The organism is Streptomyces sp. NPDC051563 (genome assembly GCF_044454225.1).
Taxonomy (GTDB): Bacteria; Actinomycetota; Actinomycetes; order Streptomycetales; family Streptomycetaceae; genus Streptomyces.
This window is the reverse complement of sequence record NZ_JBITDL010000047.1, coordinates 15,675-31,554: the sequence shown is the minus strand read 5'-3', so window position 1 is coordinate 31,554 and position 15,880 is coordinate 15,675. Positions and strand designations below refer to the sequence as shown.

The 15,880-nt window shown below is 72.1% G+C and carries 13 protein-coding genes; 5 read left to right on the top strand and 8 right to left on the bottom strand.

Annotated features, from left to right (window positions below):
- Positions 1-612: 612 nt before the first annotated feature.
- Genes ACIA8F_RS36680 through ACIA8F_RS36660 form a run of 5 tightly spaced genes read right to left on the bottom strand, consistent with a single transcriptional unit; the run spans position 613 to position 6,525 of the window.
- Positions 613-1,623, bottom strand: coding sequence for a LacI family DNA-binding transcriptional regulator (locus ACIA8F_RS36680; protein WP_399385371.1), 1,011 nt, complete (start codon positions 1,621-1,623; stop codon positions 613-615).
- Positions 1,620-3,236, bottom strand: coding sequence for a glycoside hydrolase family 13 protein (locus ACIA8F_RS36675; protein WP_399385370.1), 1,617 nt, complete (start codon positions 3,234-3,236; stop codon positions 1,620-1,622). Before ACIA8F_RS36675 ends, ACIA8F_RS36680 begins: the two co-directional genes overlap by 4 nt.
- A 52-nt stretch (positions 3,237-3,288) precedes the next feature.
- Positions 3,289-4,200, bottom strand: coding sequence for a sugar ABC transporter permease (locus ACIA8F_RS36670; protein WP_399385369.1), 912 nt, complete (start codon positions 4,198-4,200; stop codon positions 3,289-3,291).
- The gene (locus ACIA8F_RS36665; RefSeq protein WP_399385368.1) at positions 4,197-5,243 is read right to left on the bottom strand and encodes a carbohydrate ABC transporter permease; all 1,047 of its coding nucleotides are present in this window, start codon (positions 5,241-5,243) and stop codon (positions 4,197-4,199) included. The genes ACIA8F_RS36670 and ACIA8F_RS36665 overlap by 4 nt, the downstream gene beginning before the upstream one ends.
- Positions 5,244-5,250: 7 nt before the next feature.
- Positions 5,251-6,525, bottom strand: coding sequence for an extracellular solute-binding protein (locus ACIA8F_RS36660; RefSeq protein ID WP_399385367.1), 1,275 nt, complete (start codon positions 6,523-6,525; stop codon positions 5,251-5,253).
- Positions 6,526-6,745: 220 nt separating this feature from the next.
- On the opposite strand from ACIA8F_RS36660, the gene ACIA8F_RS36655 reads away from it, so the two are divergent.
- From ACIA8F_RS36655 to ACIA8F_RS36645, 3 genes are all read left to right on the top strand, one after another.
- Entirely contained in the window at positions 6,746-8,374 is a 1,629-nt protein-coding gene (locus ACIA8F_RS36655) for a glycoside hydrolase family 13 protein (RefSeq protein WP_399385366.1), read from the top strand.
- A 26-nt stretch (positions 8,375-8,400) separates the two neighbouring features.
- On the top strand, positions 8,401-9,441 hold the full coding sequence (locus ACIA8F_RS36650; protein WP_383942357.1) for a LacI family DNA-binding transcriptional regulator: 1,041 nt from the start codon (positions 8,401-8,403) through the stop codon (positions 9,439-9,441).
- 126 nt (positions 9,442-9,567) lie between these two features.
- A complete protein-coding gene (locus ACIA8F_RS36645; RefSeq protein WP_399385365.1) occupies positions 9,568-10,473 on the top strand; it encodes a phosphatase PAP2 family protein in 906 nt (301 codons plus the stop codon).
- A 12-nt stretch (positions 10,474-10,485) separates the two neighbouring features.
- Here ACIA8F_RS36645 and ACIA8F_RS36640 read toward each other — a convergent pair whose 3' ends face one another.
- On the bottom strand, positions 10,486-12,087 hold the full coding sequence (locus ACIA8F_RS36640) for an amidohydrolase (protein WP_399385364.1): 1,602 nt from the start codon (positions 12,085-12,087) through the stop codon (positions 10,486-10,488).
- A gap of 110 nt (positions 12,088-12,197) precedes the next feature.
- A complete protein-coding gene (locus tag ACIA8F_RS36635) occupies positions 12,198-13,721 on the bottom strand; it encodes an APC family permease (protein WP_399385363.1) in 1,524 nt (507 codons plus the stop codon).
- Between the two features lie 122 nt (positions 13,722-13,843).
- On the opposite strand from ACIA8F_RS36635, the gene ACIA8F_RS36630 reads away from it, so the two are divergent.
- Together ACIA8F_RS36630 and ACIA8F_RS36625 are read left to right on the top strand one after the other, a co-directional pair.
- On the top strand, positions 13,844-14,533 hold the full coding sequence (locus ACIA8F_RS36630) for a TetR/AcrR family transcriptional regulator (protein WP_399385362.1): 690 nt from the start codon (positions 13,844-13,846) through the stop codon (positions 14,531-14,533).
- 86 nt (positions 14,534-14,619) lie between these two features.
- A complete protein-coding gene (locus ACIA8F_RS36625; RefSeq protein WP_399385387.1) occupies positions 14,620-15,360 on the top strand; it encodes a PP2C family protein-serine/threonine phosphatase in 741 nt (246 codons plus the stop codon).
- 7 nt (positions 15,361-15,367) lie between these two features.
- Here ACIA8F_RS36625 and ACIA8F_RS36620 read toward each other — a convergent pair whose 3' ends face one another.
- Positions 15,368-15,787: a winged helix-turn-helix transcriptional regulator gene (locus ACIA8F_RS36620; RefSeq protein ID WP_399385361.1), complete on the bottom strand. Its 420-nt coding sequence runs from the start codon at positions 15,785-15,787 to the stop codon at positions 15,368-15,370.
- Between the last annotated feature and the right edge of the window lie 93 nt (positions 15,788-15,880).

Genomic DNA, 15,880 nt, shown 5'->3' with positions numbered 1-15,880 from the left:
GTCCGCAGTCGCTAAGCCGAGTGGGACTGTGTAGCAATCTGTCGCGCCCACCGACCCTGAGGGGCTTCTCGTCCACCTTGCGCTCTGGATGGCACTCGACGGTCACGGGAAGGGTGTCCAGACGCCCGGCCCTGGATGCTCCGATCGCCCCACACGTCCGTACCGGCCGAGGTCACGGTCCTGCCGGGGCCGTGCGTGGATGCCCATCCAGCCGAGCAGGGCTGCGCATCTCCGACGAGGCCGCTCCTCCCCACTCCTCCCTCCCGGCCGTTCCCCGGGGGGATCCCGGAAGTCTTGTGGCGTTTCGGGGTGGGCCGGTCGGTCAAGGGTGGCCGAAGGCCATCGCGAAGCGACGCGACCGCAGGGAGCGCCCTTGAGGGACCGGCCCGCACCGAAAGGACACTGGACTGCCGGGCTCCCCCCGGACCCTGCCAACGCCAAGGACCGGCCCGCAGCACAGGCCCACCCCCGGCTCCGACCGGCAGTGTTCGCGCCTCAGCCTCGCCACCGAGGGGGCGGGTGGGCAACCACCGCTCGGGGGCGGTGGTGAGAGGGGGGTGGAGGCCCCGCCCGAGCGCAGGCCCGTAGTCCCCTTCCCGGCCGAATGCCCCCCTACCCCACCCCAGGCCCCTGTCCCGTCGACCCCCGGACCACCAGCTCCGGTTGGAACACGTACTCCGTGCGCTGGACCGGGGTGCCTCCGACTGCCTCCAGGAGGGCGCCCACCGCTGCGGTGGCCATGGCGCGGACCGGCTGGCGGACCGTGGTCAGTGGGGGGTCGGTGAAGGCGATCAGCGGGGAGTCGTCGAAGCCGACCACCGAGATGTCCTCGGGGACGCGCAGGCCGCGTTCGCGGGCGGCGCGTATGACGCCCAGGGCCATCGGGTCGCTGCCGCACACGATGCCCGTACAGCCGCGGTCGATCAGGGCTCCGCCCGCGGCGTGGCCGCCCTCGACCGTGAACAGGGTGCGCTGGATCAGGCCGTCGGCCGCCGCCGACGGGAGGGCGGCGACGAAGCCGGCTTCCTTCCGCGCCGACGGCACGTAGCGCGTCGGCCCTATCGCGAGGCCGATGCGCCGGTGGCCGAGGTCCTCCAGGTGGCGGACCGCCATCTCCGCGGCGGCGCGGTCGTCGGGGGAGATGAAGGGGGCCTGGACCTGCTCGTTGAAGCCGTTGATCAGCACGAAGGGGACCCCCCGCGCCGCGAGCCGCTGGTAGCGCGAGGGGTCGGCGGAGGAGTCCGCGTGCAGGCCCGACAGGAACACGATCCCCGTCACCCCGCGCTCCTCCAGCTGCTCCACCAGTTCGTCCTCGGTGGCCCCGCCCGGGGTCTGCGTGCACAGCACCGGGGTGTAGCCGTGGCCCGCCAGGGTCTGCTCGATGACCTGGGCGAACGCCGGGAAGATGGGATTGGTCAGCTCCGGGGTCAACAACCCCACCAGCCCGTTGCTGCGCCGGCGCAGCCGGACCGGGCGTTCGTAGCCCAGCAGGTCCATGGCGGCCAGCACCTTGTGCCGGGTGCCGGACGCCACGCCCGCTTTGCCGTTGAGCACACGGCTGACGGTCGCCTCGCTGACCGCGGCCTGCGCGGCGATGTCCGTCAGCCGCAGCGGGGAGGTCATCCCCGCCACCACACCGCCGTGTCGGCCGGCAGCTCCGACGGGTCGGGCAGGGGCCCGCTCGCCAGCAGTACGGTGCCCGGCGCGGGCAGCGGTACCGGCTCGGCCGTGGTGTTGACCGTGCAGGTGAAGTCCCCGCGGCGGAAGGCCAGGACGCCCGCCGGGGCCTCCAGCCACTCCACGGCGTCGCCCGCACCCAGCTCCGGGTGCGAGCGGCGCAGCCGCAGCGCGGACCGGTAGAGCTCCAGGGTGGAGGCCGGGTCGCCGGTCTGCGCGGCCACGCTCAGGTCCGCCCACCCGTCGGGCTGCGGCAGCCAGCTGCCGCCGTCGCCGAATCCGTACGGGGCCTCGGTGCCCGACCACGGGATCGGTACGCGGCAGCCGTCGCGCAGCCCGTCCTGCCCGGCGCCGCGGGAGAAGGCCGGGTCCTGGCGGACCTCGTCCGGGAGGTCGGTCACCTCGGGCAGGCCGAGCTCCTCGCCCTGGTAGACGTACGCCGAACCGGGCAGCGCCAGCATCAGCAGCGCGGCCGCCCGCGCCCGCGCCAGCCCTTCCGCCCCTCCCCCGTACCGGGTCACGTGCCGCACCACGTCGTGGTTGGACAGCACCCACGTGGTCGGCGCACCCACCGGGCGCATCGCGTCCAGCGACTCGTCGATGGTGGCGCGCAGCGCCTGCGCGTCCCATCCGGTGTTCAGGTAGTGGAAGTTGAAGGCCTGGTGCAGTTCGTCGGGCCGCAGGTAGAGGGCCGTCCGGTCGGCGCTCGGCGTCCACGCCTCGGCCACGCCGATCCGGTCGCCGGCGTACTCGTCCAGCACCTTCCGCCAGGAGCGGTAGATCTCGTGGACCCCGTCCTGGTCGAAGAAGGGCAGCACCTGGTTGCCGAGCAGCTTCAGCTGCTCTCCCCGCCCCAGGTCGGGCAGGCCGGGGGCCTTGACCAGGCCGTGGGCCACGTCGATGCGGAAGCCGTCGGCGCCGAGGTCGAGCCAGAACCGCAGGATCGAGCGGAACTCGTCCTGTACGGCGGGGTGTTCCCAGTTGAAGTCGGGCTGTTCGGGGGCGAAGAGGTGCAGGTACCACTCCCCGTCGGCGACCCGGGTCCAGGCGGGCCCGCCGAAGATGGACTCCCAGTCGTTCGGGGGCTCGGCCCCGTCCGCGCCCCGCCCCGGGCGGAAGTGGAAGCGGTCGCGCAGGGGTGTCCCCGGCCCTTCCCGCAGCGCCTGCTTGAACCATTCGTGCTGGTCGGAGCAGTGGTTGGGCACCAGGTCCACGATGATCCGCAGGCCCAGGCCGTGCGCTTCGCGGATGACGGCGTCGGCGTCGTGGAGGCCGCCGAACATCGGGTCGATGGCCCGGTAGTCGGCGACGTCGTAGCCGGCGTCGGCCTGCGGGGAGGCGTAGAAGGGGCTGAGCCACACGGCGTCGACGCCGAGGTCCTTGAGGTAGGGCAGTCGGCTGCGGATGCCTTCGAGGTCCCCCATGCCGTCCCCGTTGGAGTCGGCGAAACTGCGCGGATAGACCTGGTAGATCACCGCTTCTCTCCACCAGCCGGGCAGGGTGCCGGCGGAGGTGGGGAGGCCGTCCAGCGAGGGTTCGGCGGCGAGGTGCTGGGTCATGTCGTCCTTGAAGAGGTCGGGCCGGGTGGTACGAGGGCGGGGCGCGGGGTGGTCAGCCCTTGGTCGCGCCCGCCGTCATCCCGGCGACGAGGTGGCGCTGGGCGAAGAGGAAGAAGAACGCCGCGGGGATGGCGATGAGGATGGAAGCGGCGCTCATCGCACCCCAGTTGGAGGTGTACTGGGTGACGAAGGTCTGCAGCCCGCCGGCCAGGGTGAGGTGTTCGTCCCCGACCATGAAGGCGGAGGCGTACGCGACTTCGCCCCATGCGGTGATGAAGGCGTAGAAGCCGGTGACGGCGAGCCCCGGCTTGGCCAGCGGCAGGATGAGGCGCCAGAAGGTCCCGAAGGGGTTGAGCCCGTCCACCCGTCCCGATTCGTCGATCTCGACCGGGATGGTGTCGAAGAAGCCCTTCATCATCCAGGCGCAGAACGGCACGGCGATGGTGAGGTAGGTGATCACCAGGCCGAGCGGCTGGTTCAGCAGCCCCAGGTCTCCCATGAGGTTGTAGAGGGGGACGATGAGGATGGCCATCGGGAACATCTGCGTGATGAGCAGGGTCCACATCAGGGGCTTCATTCCGGGGAACTTGAAGCGGCTGACGGCGTATCCGGTGGTGGCGGCGATGAACACCCCGAGGACGGTGGTGATGCCGGCTACCAGGACGGAGTTTCCGAACCAGGTGAGGAAGGAGGTCGACTCCACCAGGTAGCGGTAGTTGTCGAGGGTGGGTTCCTTGACGAAGTCCGTGGAGATGGCGTGCTTCGCGGGCTTGAGCGAGGTCAGCAGGATCCACAGCACCGGGAAGACGGCGATCACGGCGGCGACGGCCAGGGTGCCGTGGAGTCCGGCGGAGGCGAGTGCGGAGCGCTTGCCGCGCGGACGGGGGGAATCCCCGCGCGAGGCGGACGTGGAACGTACGGAACGCGTGGAACGTACGGAGTCGGTCGTCGTCACGGTCGTCACCACACCTCTCCCTGCTTGCGCAGCGAGCGCCGGTAGACCAGCGCGAAGATCATGAGCAGCAGGAGGATCAGTACGCCCCAGGTCGCCGAGACGGCGAAGTCGCGCGGGCTGGTCACGAACGCCTCGCGGAAGGCCTGGGTCACCAGGATCTCGGTGCTGTCTCCGGGGCCGCCCCGGGTGAGCAGGAAGATCACCGGGAACATGTTGAAGGTCCAGATGGTGGAGAGCAGGATCACGGTCATGCTGACCGTCCGCAGTCCCGGCAGGGTGATGTGGCGGAACCGCTGCCAGGGGCTCGCCCCGTCCATCTCGGCCGCCTCGTAGAGCTCGCCGGGGATGGACTGCATGCCGCCGAGCAGGGCGACCATCATGAAGGGGACGCCGAGCCAGACGTTGACGGCGATGACCGCGATCTTGGCCCAGGTCGGGTCGTCGAGCCACGGGACGGCGGAGATGCCGCCGCCTTCGAGGATCTTGTTGAGGATGCCGTTGTCGCGGTTGAACAGGAACCGCCAGGCGAAGACGGAGACGAAGCCGGGCACGGCCCAGGGCAGGATGAGCGCCATCCGGTAGGCGGCGCGCCCCTTGAACTCGCGGTTGAGCACGGTGGCGAGGCCCAGGCCGAGCGCGAAGGTGACCGAGACGCAGGCGACGGTCCAGGTCACCGTCCACACCAGCCGCTGCAGGAACACCGGGTCGGCGAGGACCTCGGCGTAGTTGTCGAGGCCGATGAACTGGTACGTGGCCTCGATGTGGTTGGCGCCGATGGTCCGGCCGACGTTGCGCTCGGTGGCGTCGGTCAGCGACAGGTAGACGCCGCGGACGAGCGGCCAGCCGATGATCACGCCGAGCACGAGCACCACGGGGGTGATCATGGCCCAGGCGTACCAGTGGGTGGCCAGGGCCCGCTTCAGCCCGGGGCGGTTGCGTCCGCCGGCGTTGCCGTCAGCCCTGCGGCTCCGGCCGCGGGCGGCGGAACCGGCGTCAGAACCGGTCCCGCTGCCCGCGGCCTTCACCACGGACTGGCTGGTGTGAGCAGCCATCTTTTCGCTACTTCCAGCCCTTGAGGATCTTGCGGAATTCGGCGCCGGCCGCCTTGGCCGCGTCCTCCGGGCTCGAGGCTCCGGTGATGGCCTTGGTGTATTCGACCTTCAGCGGCTCGAACAGGGAGCCGTTCTCCGGGATCCAGGCGCGCTCGACGGCCTTGTCCACGGCCGGCTTGAAGAACTGCACCATCTCGCTGGACTTGACGTCGGGCTGCTCGTAGGCGGCCGTCCGGGTCGGGAGCAGGCTCAGTTCCTTGGCGGACTGGACCTGCACCTCCTGCGAGGTCATGTAGTCGACGAAGGCGTTCGCGGCGGCGATGTTCTTGGAGCCCGCGTACACGGCGAGGTCGTGGCCGCCCTGGGGGGCGCCCGCCTTGACGGAGCCGGCCGGGACGGCGGCGATGCCGAGGTTGGCCTTGTCCTTGAACTGGTCGCCCGCGTAGGTGTCGGCCACGGCCCAGGGGCCGTTGATCATCATGGCGGCCTCGCCCGTCTTGAAGGCGGTCTGCATGTTGGTCCAGCCGTCGGTGGCGTTGGTGATCGCCGCACCGGAGGTGACCAGGTCGCGGGCGGCCTTGAAGGCCTTGACTCCCGCCGCGTTGTCGACGGTGACCGTCTTGGTCTTCGCGTCGACGAGGTCGCCGCCCTCTCCGTAGATGAGGGGGAGGAACCAGTAGGAGTCGTCGCCGCGCAGGTAGAGGCCGGCCTTGCCGGTCTTGGCCTTGATGGCCGCGGCGGCGGTCTTGACCTCTTCCAGCGTCTTGGGGGGCTCGACGCCGGCGTCGGCGAGCATCTTCTTGTTGTAGAAGAGGCCCATGGTGTCGATGACCTGCGGGACGCCGTAGGTCTTGCCCTCGTACTTGCCGCTGGCCGCGGCCTGGGGCAGGAACTCGGTGTCGACCTTCTTGGCGGTCTCGGCCGGGACCTCGGCGAGGTAGCCGAGGGAGGCGAAGTCGGCGACCCAGCCCACGTCGGCGCGGATCACGTCGGGGGCCTCGGAGCCGCTGCTGAAGGCGTTCTTGACCTTGTTCTGGGCGTCGCCGTAGGGGACGTTGACGTACTTGACGGTCACCTTGGGGTGCTTGGCGGTGAACGCCTCGGCGAGCTTCTGGAAGGACGCCTTCTCGGCGTCGTTCGAGGTGTCCCACCACGTGACCGTGCCGGAGAGCTCCCCGTCGGCCTTGGCGCCGCCGTTGCCGTCCTTGGTGTCACCGCCGCAAGCCGTCGCCGCGAGCGCCAGAGCCGCGACCAGCGCGGTGGCCGCTATGCCACGCCGCATATGAACTCCTTCGATGATCCCGGCCGCGCCTCGCGGTCCCGAGTTGCCGAGAACGTAACAAGCCTGAAAGCCGACCGAAAGACCTTGCGGGAACTTTCTGCAAGAAGGGGTGATCGTTACATCCGTGTGTCCGGACGGTTGCCGCAGCTTGCTGTTAGTTCGAACCCTCTTCGACTGTCCGGGCCCGCAACCAGGGGGCGCGTACGCGCGTTGACCCGATATGACCCACGAGTTGACCGCCTCCCGGCTTGCAAGCGCTTCCAGCAACGCCACCGCGGGCGGCGGCTGGTGGCGCGATGCCGTCATCTACCAGGTGTACGTCCGCTCCTTCGCGGACAGCGACGGCGACGGCGTCGGGGACCTGCGCGGGGTCCGCGAGCGGCTGCCCCACCTGGCCCGGCTCGGGGTGGACGCCGTGTGGCTGACCCCCTTCTACCTCTCCCCCCAGGCCGACGGCGGCTACGACGTCGCCGACTACCGGGCCGTCGACCCGCTCTTCGGGGACCTCGCCGACGCCGCCGCCCTCATCCGCTCCGCGCACGCCCTGGGACTGCGGGTGATCGTCGACGTGGTCCCGAACCACACCTCCGAGCAGCACGCCTGGTTCCGGGCGGCGCTGGCCGGGGAGCCCGGAGCCCGCGAGCGCTACCACGTCCACCCCGGCCGGGGCCCCGCCGGGGAGCTCCCGCCCAACGACTGGGAGTCGGTCTTCGGCGGGCCCGCCTGGAGCCGGACCCCGGACGGCGCCTGGTACCTGCACCTCTTCGCCCCCGAGCAGCCCGACCTGAACTGGGAGAACCCCGAGGTCGCCGAGGAGTTCTCCGCCGTCCTGCGGTTCTGGCTCGACCTCGGCGTGGACGGGTTCCGGGTGGACGTGGCCCACGGCATGGTCAAGGCCCCGGGCCTGCCGGACATCGGCCGCGGTGCGCAGGCCACCCTGATCGGCATCGAGCCGCTCCCCTTCTTCGACCAGGACGGGGTCCACGAGATCCACCGCTCCTGGCGGCGGCTGCTCGATTCCTACGAGGTCCCGCGCATCGGGGTCGCCGAGGCCTGGGCGCCCACCTCCGAGCGGCTCGCGCTGTACGTCCGCCCCGACGAACTGCACCAGGCCTTCAACTTCCGCTTCCTGAACTGCCCGTGGGACACCGTCGCGCTGCGCACCGTCATCGACGAGTCCCTCGCCGCCACCGCCTCCGTCGGGGCCCCGACGACCTGGGTGCTGTCCAACCACGACGTCGTACGGCACCGCACCCGCTACGGCAGCCTGGCGCGGGCGCGGGCGGCCGCGCTGCTGATGCTGGCGCTGCCCGGTTCGGCGTACGTCTACCAGGGCGAGGAGCTCGGCCTGCCCGAGGTGACCGACCTCCCGGACGAGGTCCGCCAGGACCCCGCCTTCTCCCGCGGCGCCGGGCAGGACGGGCTGCGCGACGGCTGCCGCGTACCGATCCCCTGGTCCGGGCAGGAGCCCCCGTACGACTTCGGGCCGGCCGGGAGCTGGCTCCCGCAGCCGGCCGGCTGGGGCGGGCTCAGCGTCGCCGCGCAGACCGGCGACCCCCACTCCACCCTGGAGCTCTACCGGGCCGCCCTGGAACTGCGCCGCGCGATGCCCGGCCTGGGGGCGCCGGAGGCGGGGACGGAGTCCGGGGCCGCCGGGATGCAGTGGCTGCCCGCGCCCGAGGGGGTGCTGCTCTTCACCCGTCCCGGCTTCGCGTGCACGCTCAACACCCGCCCGGTCCCGCTCGAACTGCCCTCGCCCGGGCGGCCCGTCCTGTCGAGCGCGCCGGTGGAGACGGACGGGCGCACCGTCCGGCTTCCCCCCGATTCGTGCACGTGGTGGTCATGGTGAACGTCCGACCGGTACAGTCCAATCCCGTGACCGCACGGCTAGCCGACATCGCAGCCCAGGCGGGGGTCAGCGAAGCCACAGTCAGCCGCGTGCTCAACGGCAAGCCCGGTGTGGCCGCAGGCACCCGTGAATCCGTGCTGGCCGCCCTCGACGTCCTCGGCTACGAACGCCCCGTACGGCTGCGCCAGCGCAGCGCGGGACTCGTCGGCCTGATAACGCCCGAGCTCGACAACCCCATCTTCCCGGCGCTCGCCCAGGTCATCGGCCAGGCGCTGACCCGGCAGGGCTACACCCCGGTGCTGGCCACGCAGACGCCCGGCGGGTCCACGGAGGACGAGCTGACGGAGATGCTGGTCGACCGCGGGGTCTCCGGGATCATCTTCGTCTCCGGACTGCACGCGGACACCACGGCCGACATGGGCCGCTACGACCAACTCCGCGGGCAGGGCGTCCCGTACGTCCTGATCAACGGCTTCTCCGACAAGGTGCAGGCCCCCTTCGTCTCCCCCGACGACCGGGCCGCGATGCAGCTCGCCGTGACCCATCTGACCGCGCTCGGGCACACCCGGATCGGGCTGGCCGTGGGGCCCAAGCGGTTCGTGCCGGTGCTGCGCAAGATCGAGGGGTTCCGCCTCGGCATGAAGGAGCGGCTCGGACTCGGCGAGGACGAGGTCGAGGAGCTGATCCAGCACTCCCTCTACACGCTGGAGGGCGGGCAGGCCGCCGCGGCCGCGCTGATCGCGCGCGGCTGCACGGCGGTGGTGTGCGCGAGCGACATGATGGCGCTCGGCGCGATCCGGGCGGCCCGGCAGCAGGGTCTGAAGGTCCCGCAGGACGTGTCGGTGGTCGGCTTCGACGACTCCCCGCTCATAGCGTTCACGGATCCGCCGCTGACCACCATCCGCCAGCCCGTGCAGGCGATGGGGCAGGCCGCGGTACGGACCCTGCTGGAGGAGATCGGCGGTACGCCGGCCCCGCACAGCGAGTTCGTGTTCCTGCCCGAGCTGGTGGTCCGCGGTTCGACCGCGTCGGGCCCCCAGCAGGGCCGCGGACCAGCACGCCCCTGACGGGCGCCCCTGGCATTTCCCCTAGGGACGTATGGCCTCCGGTCGTCCGCGAGGTGGAGAGGCTGCGCGCAAGACCGTCCCAAGGGATGATCGGAGGCGAGTTGCCATCTGGCAGACTCTTTTCCTATGGGTGAAGCGAGCGTGAAGACACTGGATACCCGGACGGACGTCTCGTCACCCCCCGTGACCGAGAGCAAGGACCGCCCGGAGTCGTCCGAGCGTGCACTGCTCTCTCGGCTGCGCGCCCCCCGGCGACCCCGGATCTGGTTCGAGGTCCTGCTCATCGCGGTCAGCTACTGGACGTACTCGCTGATCCGCAACGCCGTGCCCGAGCAGAAGGCGGCCGCACTCGCGAACGCCGACTGGATCTGGAAGGTGGAGCAGTCGCTCGGCATCGCCGTCGAGGAGCGGATCAACCACGCGGTCAATTCGGTGACCTGGCTCGTGGTGGGCATGAACTACTACTACGCCACCCTCCACTTCGTGATGACCATCGGCGTACTGGTCTGGATCTACCGTTTCCATCCGGGGCGTTACGCGGCGACGCGGCTCGTCCTCTTCGCCACCACGGGCGTGGCCCTGGTCGGCTACTTCTTCTATCCGCTCGCGCCTCCCCGGCTGATGAACGGGCAGAACTTCGTCGACACCGTGCTGGTCCACCACACCTGGGGCTCCATGGCCTCCGGGAACCTCAAGCACATGTCGAACCAGTACGCGGCCATGCCGTCCATGCACATAGGGTGGTCGCTCTGGTGCGGGCTGACGATCTTCGCGGTCGCCTCCGCCCCCTGGGCCCGGATCCTGGGCCTGCTCTACCCGACGGCGACGCTGATCGTGATCGTGTCCACCGCCAACCACTTCTGGCTCGACGCCGTCGGCGGCATGCTCTGCCTGGCCTTCGGCTACACGGTCTCCCGCGCCTGGTACGGCTCCCTGCCGCACCACCTGCCGCGCAGGCCGGAGGAGACCGGCCGCCATCCGGTGACGGCGGCCCTCCTGAACCATCCGGCCCTGGCCCGCTTCCAGCGCTGAGCCGCGGCCCCCTCACCCCTCCCGGTGGGTGATCCGGCCCCCCGACATGGTGAGCCGGACCGGTGCCCCCGCCAGCTCGTCCGCCGGAGCGTCCACCGGGTCCAGGCCGAAGGCGGTCAGGTCGGCCCGGTGGCCGGCCGCGATCCGCCCCGCCACCGCTTCCTCCCCCGCCGCCAGCGCGGCGTGCGAGGTCATGCCCTCCAGGGCCATCAGTCCGCTCAGGGCCGCCCCGGTCCAGGCACCCGTACCGGCCGAGGCCGCGCCGCGCGGGCTGCGGGCGGTGGCCAGGACCTGGCGGGCGTCGTAGTGGGCGATCGGCCAGTCCGAGCCCAGCGCGAGCACCGCCCCGGCCTCTCGCAGGTCCCGGCAGCGCCAGGCGCGGCCGGCCCGCTCCTCCCCCAGCCGCTTGGACCATTCGTCGCTGTGGTCGGCCCGGGTGTACGCGGTGTGCGGCGGCTGCATCGAGGCGATCACCCCGAGCTCTGCGAACCGCTTCAGCTGGCCGTCCGGGACCGTCTCGATGTGCTCGATCCGGTGCCGCATCCGGCCCCGCAGCCCCAGTGACTCCACGGTGTCCAGGACGTGCCGGACCGCCGCGTCGCCGATGGCGTGGGTCGCGGTGCGCACCCCGGCCGCGTCGAGGATCCGTACCGCCCCGGCGTAGGCCTGCGGGTCGGGCCAGAAGGCGTCGGTGCCCCGACCGTGGCAGTCGGCGTGCTCCAGCCAGGCGGTGCCGCCCTCGACGGTGCCGTCCATGAAGAACTTGACCCCGCCGACCCTCCAGTGGCGGCCGGCGAGCCGCTGGAGCTCGATCAGCTCGTCGAGGTCCTCGCCGGTGGCTCCGGGCATGCACCAGGGCGAGAGGTTCAGCCGCAGCGGCAGGTCGCCCTCGTACTCGGCGGTCGCGAGCAGGGCGGTTACGTCCCCGTCGCCGAGGTCCATGACGTGCGCGCCGGTCAGGCCGGTGGCGGCCATGTCGGAGAGCAGCGCGGTGAGGCGCTCGCGGCGCTCGCTGTACGTGGGCTTCGGTGCGAGCGAGCCGACCAGGTCCATCGCGGCGTGCTCGACGAGGTGGCCGGTGGGCCGCCCGTCGGGGCCGCAGACGATCTCCGAGCGCTGGGCGAAGGCGCGCGGGCCGGTGATCCCGGCGGCGGCCAGGGCCGCGCCGGAGGCGAGCGCGGAGTGGCCGTCGTAGAGCCGCAGGAAGGCGGGGGCCCCGGCGAGGGCCTCCTCGATCAGGGCCTTGTCGACGGGGCGGCCGCCGAAGGCGTTGTGGTCGAGGCCGAAGCCGGTGATCCAGCCGCCGGGGCCCCGGTCGGCGGTGCGCAGGGCGGCGCGGAGCTGGTCGAGGTCGGTGACGGCGGAGAGATCGGTGCCGGTGGCCATCTCGATGCCCCAGACGGGGTGGCTGTGGGCGTCGGTGAGGCCGGGGGTGAGGGTGGCGCCGCCGAGGTCGACGGTCTCGGTGCCGGGGCCGCGCCAGTCGCGGACGTCGGCCTCGTCTCCGACGGCGACGATCTCGCCGCCGAGGACGGCCACCGCGCGGGCCTCGGGGCGGGCGGGGTCGAGGGTGCGGACGCGGGCTCCGGTGAGGACGGTGTCGGCAGCGGGCACGGCTCTGCTCCTTGCGGGGGTTCGGGCTGGTGGGGCTGATCGGGCGGGTGGGGCGGCTGGGGCGGGTGATGATCGGGCTGTACGGGTGCTGCGGCCCTGCGGCCATGCGGCTATGCGGAAGCCACGGGTGCCGCGGACTCCCCGTGCGCTGCGGGCGCTGACGGCGCCGAGGGCACCCCGGCTGCCGCCCCGGCCCCGCCCGGCTCCTCCGCGAAGCGGGCGTAGACCTCGGGTCGGCGGGTCTTCAGGCGTTGGGCGAGGGCGAGCCCGGCGAGGAAGACGGCGGGCACGAGGGCCACGAGCAGGGTGTTGACGGTGCTGGAGGCCATGGTGAAGAGGGCCACCTTGGAGACGACCAGGCAGATCGCCACGGCCAGCAGCACGGCGGCGGTGACGGGCGCGATCAGGGTCCGCCAGGGCCCCTCGTCGTGGCGGACGCGGCGGAAGTAGACGGGTACGGCGATGGCGGCGAGCAGCATCAGGGCCATGAGGCCGATCATGCCGGGAGTGTTCACCCAGAGCAGGAGCTGCTGGTACGGGTCGGCTCCGGCGAGGGCGAAACCCAGCACGATGACGGCGCCGAGGGCGGTCTGCGCCGCGCCGGCGACGTACGGGGAGCCGTGGCGCGGGTGGATCCGGCCGAGGACGGCGGGCAGGACGCCTTCCTCGGCGAGGGCGAGCGCGTAGCGGTTGATGGCGTTGTGGAAGGCGAGGAGGGAGGCGATGACGCTGGTGACGATGAAGACGTGCATCAGGTCGGCCGCCCAGGGGCCCACGTAGGTGGTGATGGCGGTGAAGAAGAGGCCGGCGGGGTCGTCGGCGGCGGCCGCGATGACCTCGGAGGAGCCGAAGGCCTGGATGACGGTCCAGACGATGAAGGCGTAGAAGAGGCCGAGGAAGGCGACGGCGATGTAGGTGGCGCGCGGGATGGTCCGGTCGGGGTCGCGGGCCTCGCGGCGGTAGATGACGGTGGACTCGAAGCCGGTGAACGCGGCGAAGGCGAAGGCCAGCACCGCCGCGGTGCCGGGGACGAGCACCGCGCCGGGGGCGAAGGAGCCGGCCGAGAGTCCGTGGGCGCCGCCCTCGATGAGCACGCCGCCCGCGAGCAGGACGAGGATCCCGGTCTCGGCGACGAGCAGGACGCCGAGCAGCTTGGCGCCGAAGTCGATGGAGCGGAAGCCGCCGTACCAGATGAGGAGGAGGCCGGCGAGGGAGACGGGCAGCCAGGGGACGTCGAGGCCGGCGAGGGCGTGCCCGGTGTCGGCGGTGGTGGTGCCGAGGAGCCCGTAGACGCCGATCTCCATGCCGTTGTAGCCGATGAGGGCGAGCAGGGCGGCGCCGATGCCCACGCGCTTGCCGAGGCCGCGGGCGATGTAGGCGTAGAAGGCGCCGGCGCCCCGGACGTGGCGGCTCATGGTGGTGAAGCCGACGGCGAAGACCGCGAGGGTGAGGCCGGCGAGGAGGTAGCCGGCGGGGGCTCCGATGCCGCCGAGCAGGATCGCCACGGGGGCGACTCCGGCCATGACGGTGAGCGGGGCGGCGGCGGAGACCACGAAGAAGGAGATGTCGGCGGTACCGAGCGCGCCGCGGCGCAGGTCGGTACTCGTGCTCGGCGGCTCGGCTGTTTCGGGCATGCGGGAGGCACCCTTCTGCGAACGGCAGGCGGCGGGAAGCCGAAAACCTAAAGTCTTTCGGTTTGCGGCAATGTAGCCTCCGGTTTTGGCGTACGGGAAGACCTGACGGCGGGAGAAATACGATGGCGCGGCCACGCACCCCACTGCTCGACCGGGAGCGGATCGGCGCTGCGGCCCTGCAACTACTGGCGGAGCAGGGCGAGTTCAGCGTCCCGCAGATCGCCCGGGCGCTCGGGGTGCAAACCGGGTCGCTGTATCACCACGTGGACGGCCGGGCGGGGGTGATCGAGCTGATCCGCGAGCGCGTGTGCGCCGCGATCGACGGCGGCACCCTGTCCTCTACGGAGCCGTGGGACGGCGCACTGGAGGCCTGGGCCCGCTCGTACCGGGCCGCCTTCGCCGCCTATCCGCGGGCCATCCCGCTGCTGATGACCACTCCGGTACGGGCCCCCGCGGTGCTCGCGCAGTACGAACGGGCGGTGTCCCTGATGCTCCGCGCCGGCTTCGCCGCGGAGCAGGTGATGCCGCTGCTCACGGGCCTGGAGAACCTGGTCCTGGGCTCGGCGCTGGACCTCGCGGCCCCGGACGCCATGTGGGAGCCGACCCCGGGCACCCCGCTGCTCGCCCGGGCCCTGGCCGCCCAGGGCCCGGGGCGCGCGGAGGCCGCCTTCGAGGTGGGCCTGACGGCGTTCCTGGCGTACGCGCGGGACCTGCGGGGCGGGGCCGGCCCGGACGGCGGGGCCGACCTGGACGCCGGGGCCGCCGGGGCCGCCGCGGCCGCCCCGGGCGCGTCCGGGGCGCAGGAGCAGTAACCGCCCTGCGGCGTGACAATGGGGGCGGGAAGGGACGCGCGGCGGGGAGGGGCGCGTCCGCCGTCGTGGAGAGGCGGGACCTGGTGGTGGCCTACATAGCCGTGACCGCTCTGAGCCATGTCGGACTGGTCCGCTCGCACAACGAGGACAGCCTGGTCATCGGGCCGTGGACACTGTGCGGGACCACGACCCGGAGCCCCCAGACGCTGCTGTTCCCCCTCGCCAGACCGCTGGTCGTCGCGGTCGCCGACGGGCTCGGCGGGCAGCCGGCCGGCGAGGTCGCCAGCGAGCTGGTCGCCCGGGAACTCGCCCTGCTCGGCCCCACCCTGGACGGCGCCGAGGCGGTCGAGGACGCGCTGAACCTCTGCAACCGCGCGGTGCACTCCGCCACCGAGGGCCGTCCGGAGCTGGCCTCGATGGGGACCACCGTCGCCGGGACCCTGGTCATGCCGGAGTCCCTGCTGTCGTTCAACGTCGGCGACAGCAAGGTGTACCGGGTGGCCGACGACGGGATGCGCCAGGTCAGCGTGGACGACAGCCCGCCGCTTCCGCCGGGGCAGCGCACCACCTCGGCTGTGACGCAGACCCTCGGCGGGAGCCGCGCCGAGCACGTCCTCACCCCGCACGTGGCCGCCTTCCCGCTGGCCACGGGCGACCGCTACCTGGTGTGCACCGACGGGCTGACCGACCCGGTGCCCGACGAGGCCATCGACGAGGTACTGCGGATGCACGACGACGGCAAGGCCGCCTTCGAGCTGTGGAGGGCCGCCATCGAGGCCGGGGGCCCCGACAACATCACGCTCGCGCTGGTGCGCATCGGGGCGTGAGCTCCCGCTACGCCGGGTCCCGGTCCAGGGCCGCCGCCCGCTCCTTGGCCTCGTCGTAGGCCGCGCGGGCCTTCTCCACGTCGTCCATGCGCAGGCCCGTCCAGTGGGCGAGGGCGCGGACCCGCTCGGCGGCCTCGCGGCCCAGCGGGGTGAGCGAGTAGTCGACGCGGGGCGGGATGACGGGCTTGGCGTCGCGGTGCACGAAGCCGTCGCGCTCCAGCGTCTGGAGGGTCTGCGTCAGCATCTTCTCGCTGACCTTGGCGACCGATCCGATCTCCCGGCGCAGTTCGCTGAAGCGGTACGAGCGGTCGAGCAGGGCGTCCAGCACGAGGACGCCCCAGCGGCTGGTGACGTGCTCCAGGACGAGCCGGTGCGGGCACATGGCCTCGGCCCGGGCCCACTTCTCGCGCATCTCGCTTACTCCCATGCCAGTACCTTACTTCAAAGTGGGTACTGTCGTTTCGTTAGTACCCGCCGTACGGTGAGTGCACAGCCCGGAAACGGGAGCAGCAGCAAGCAC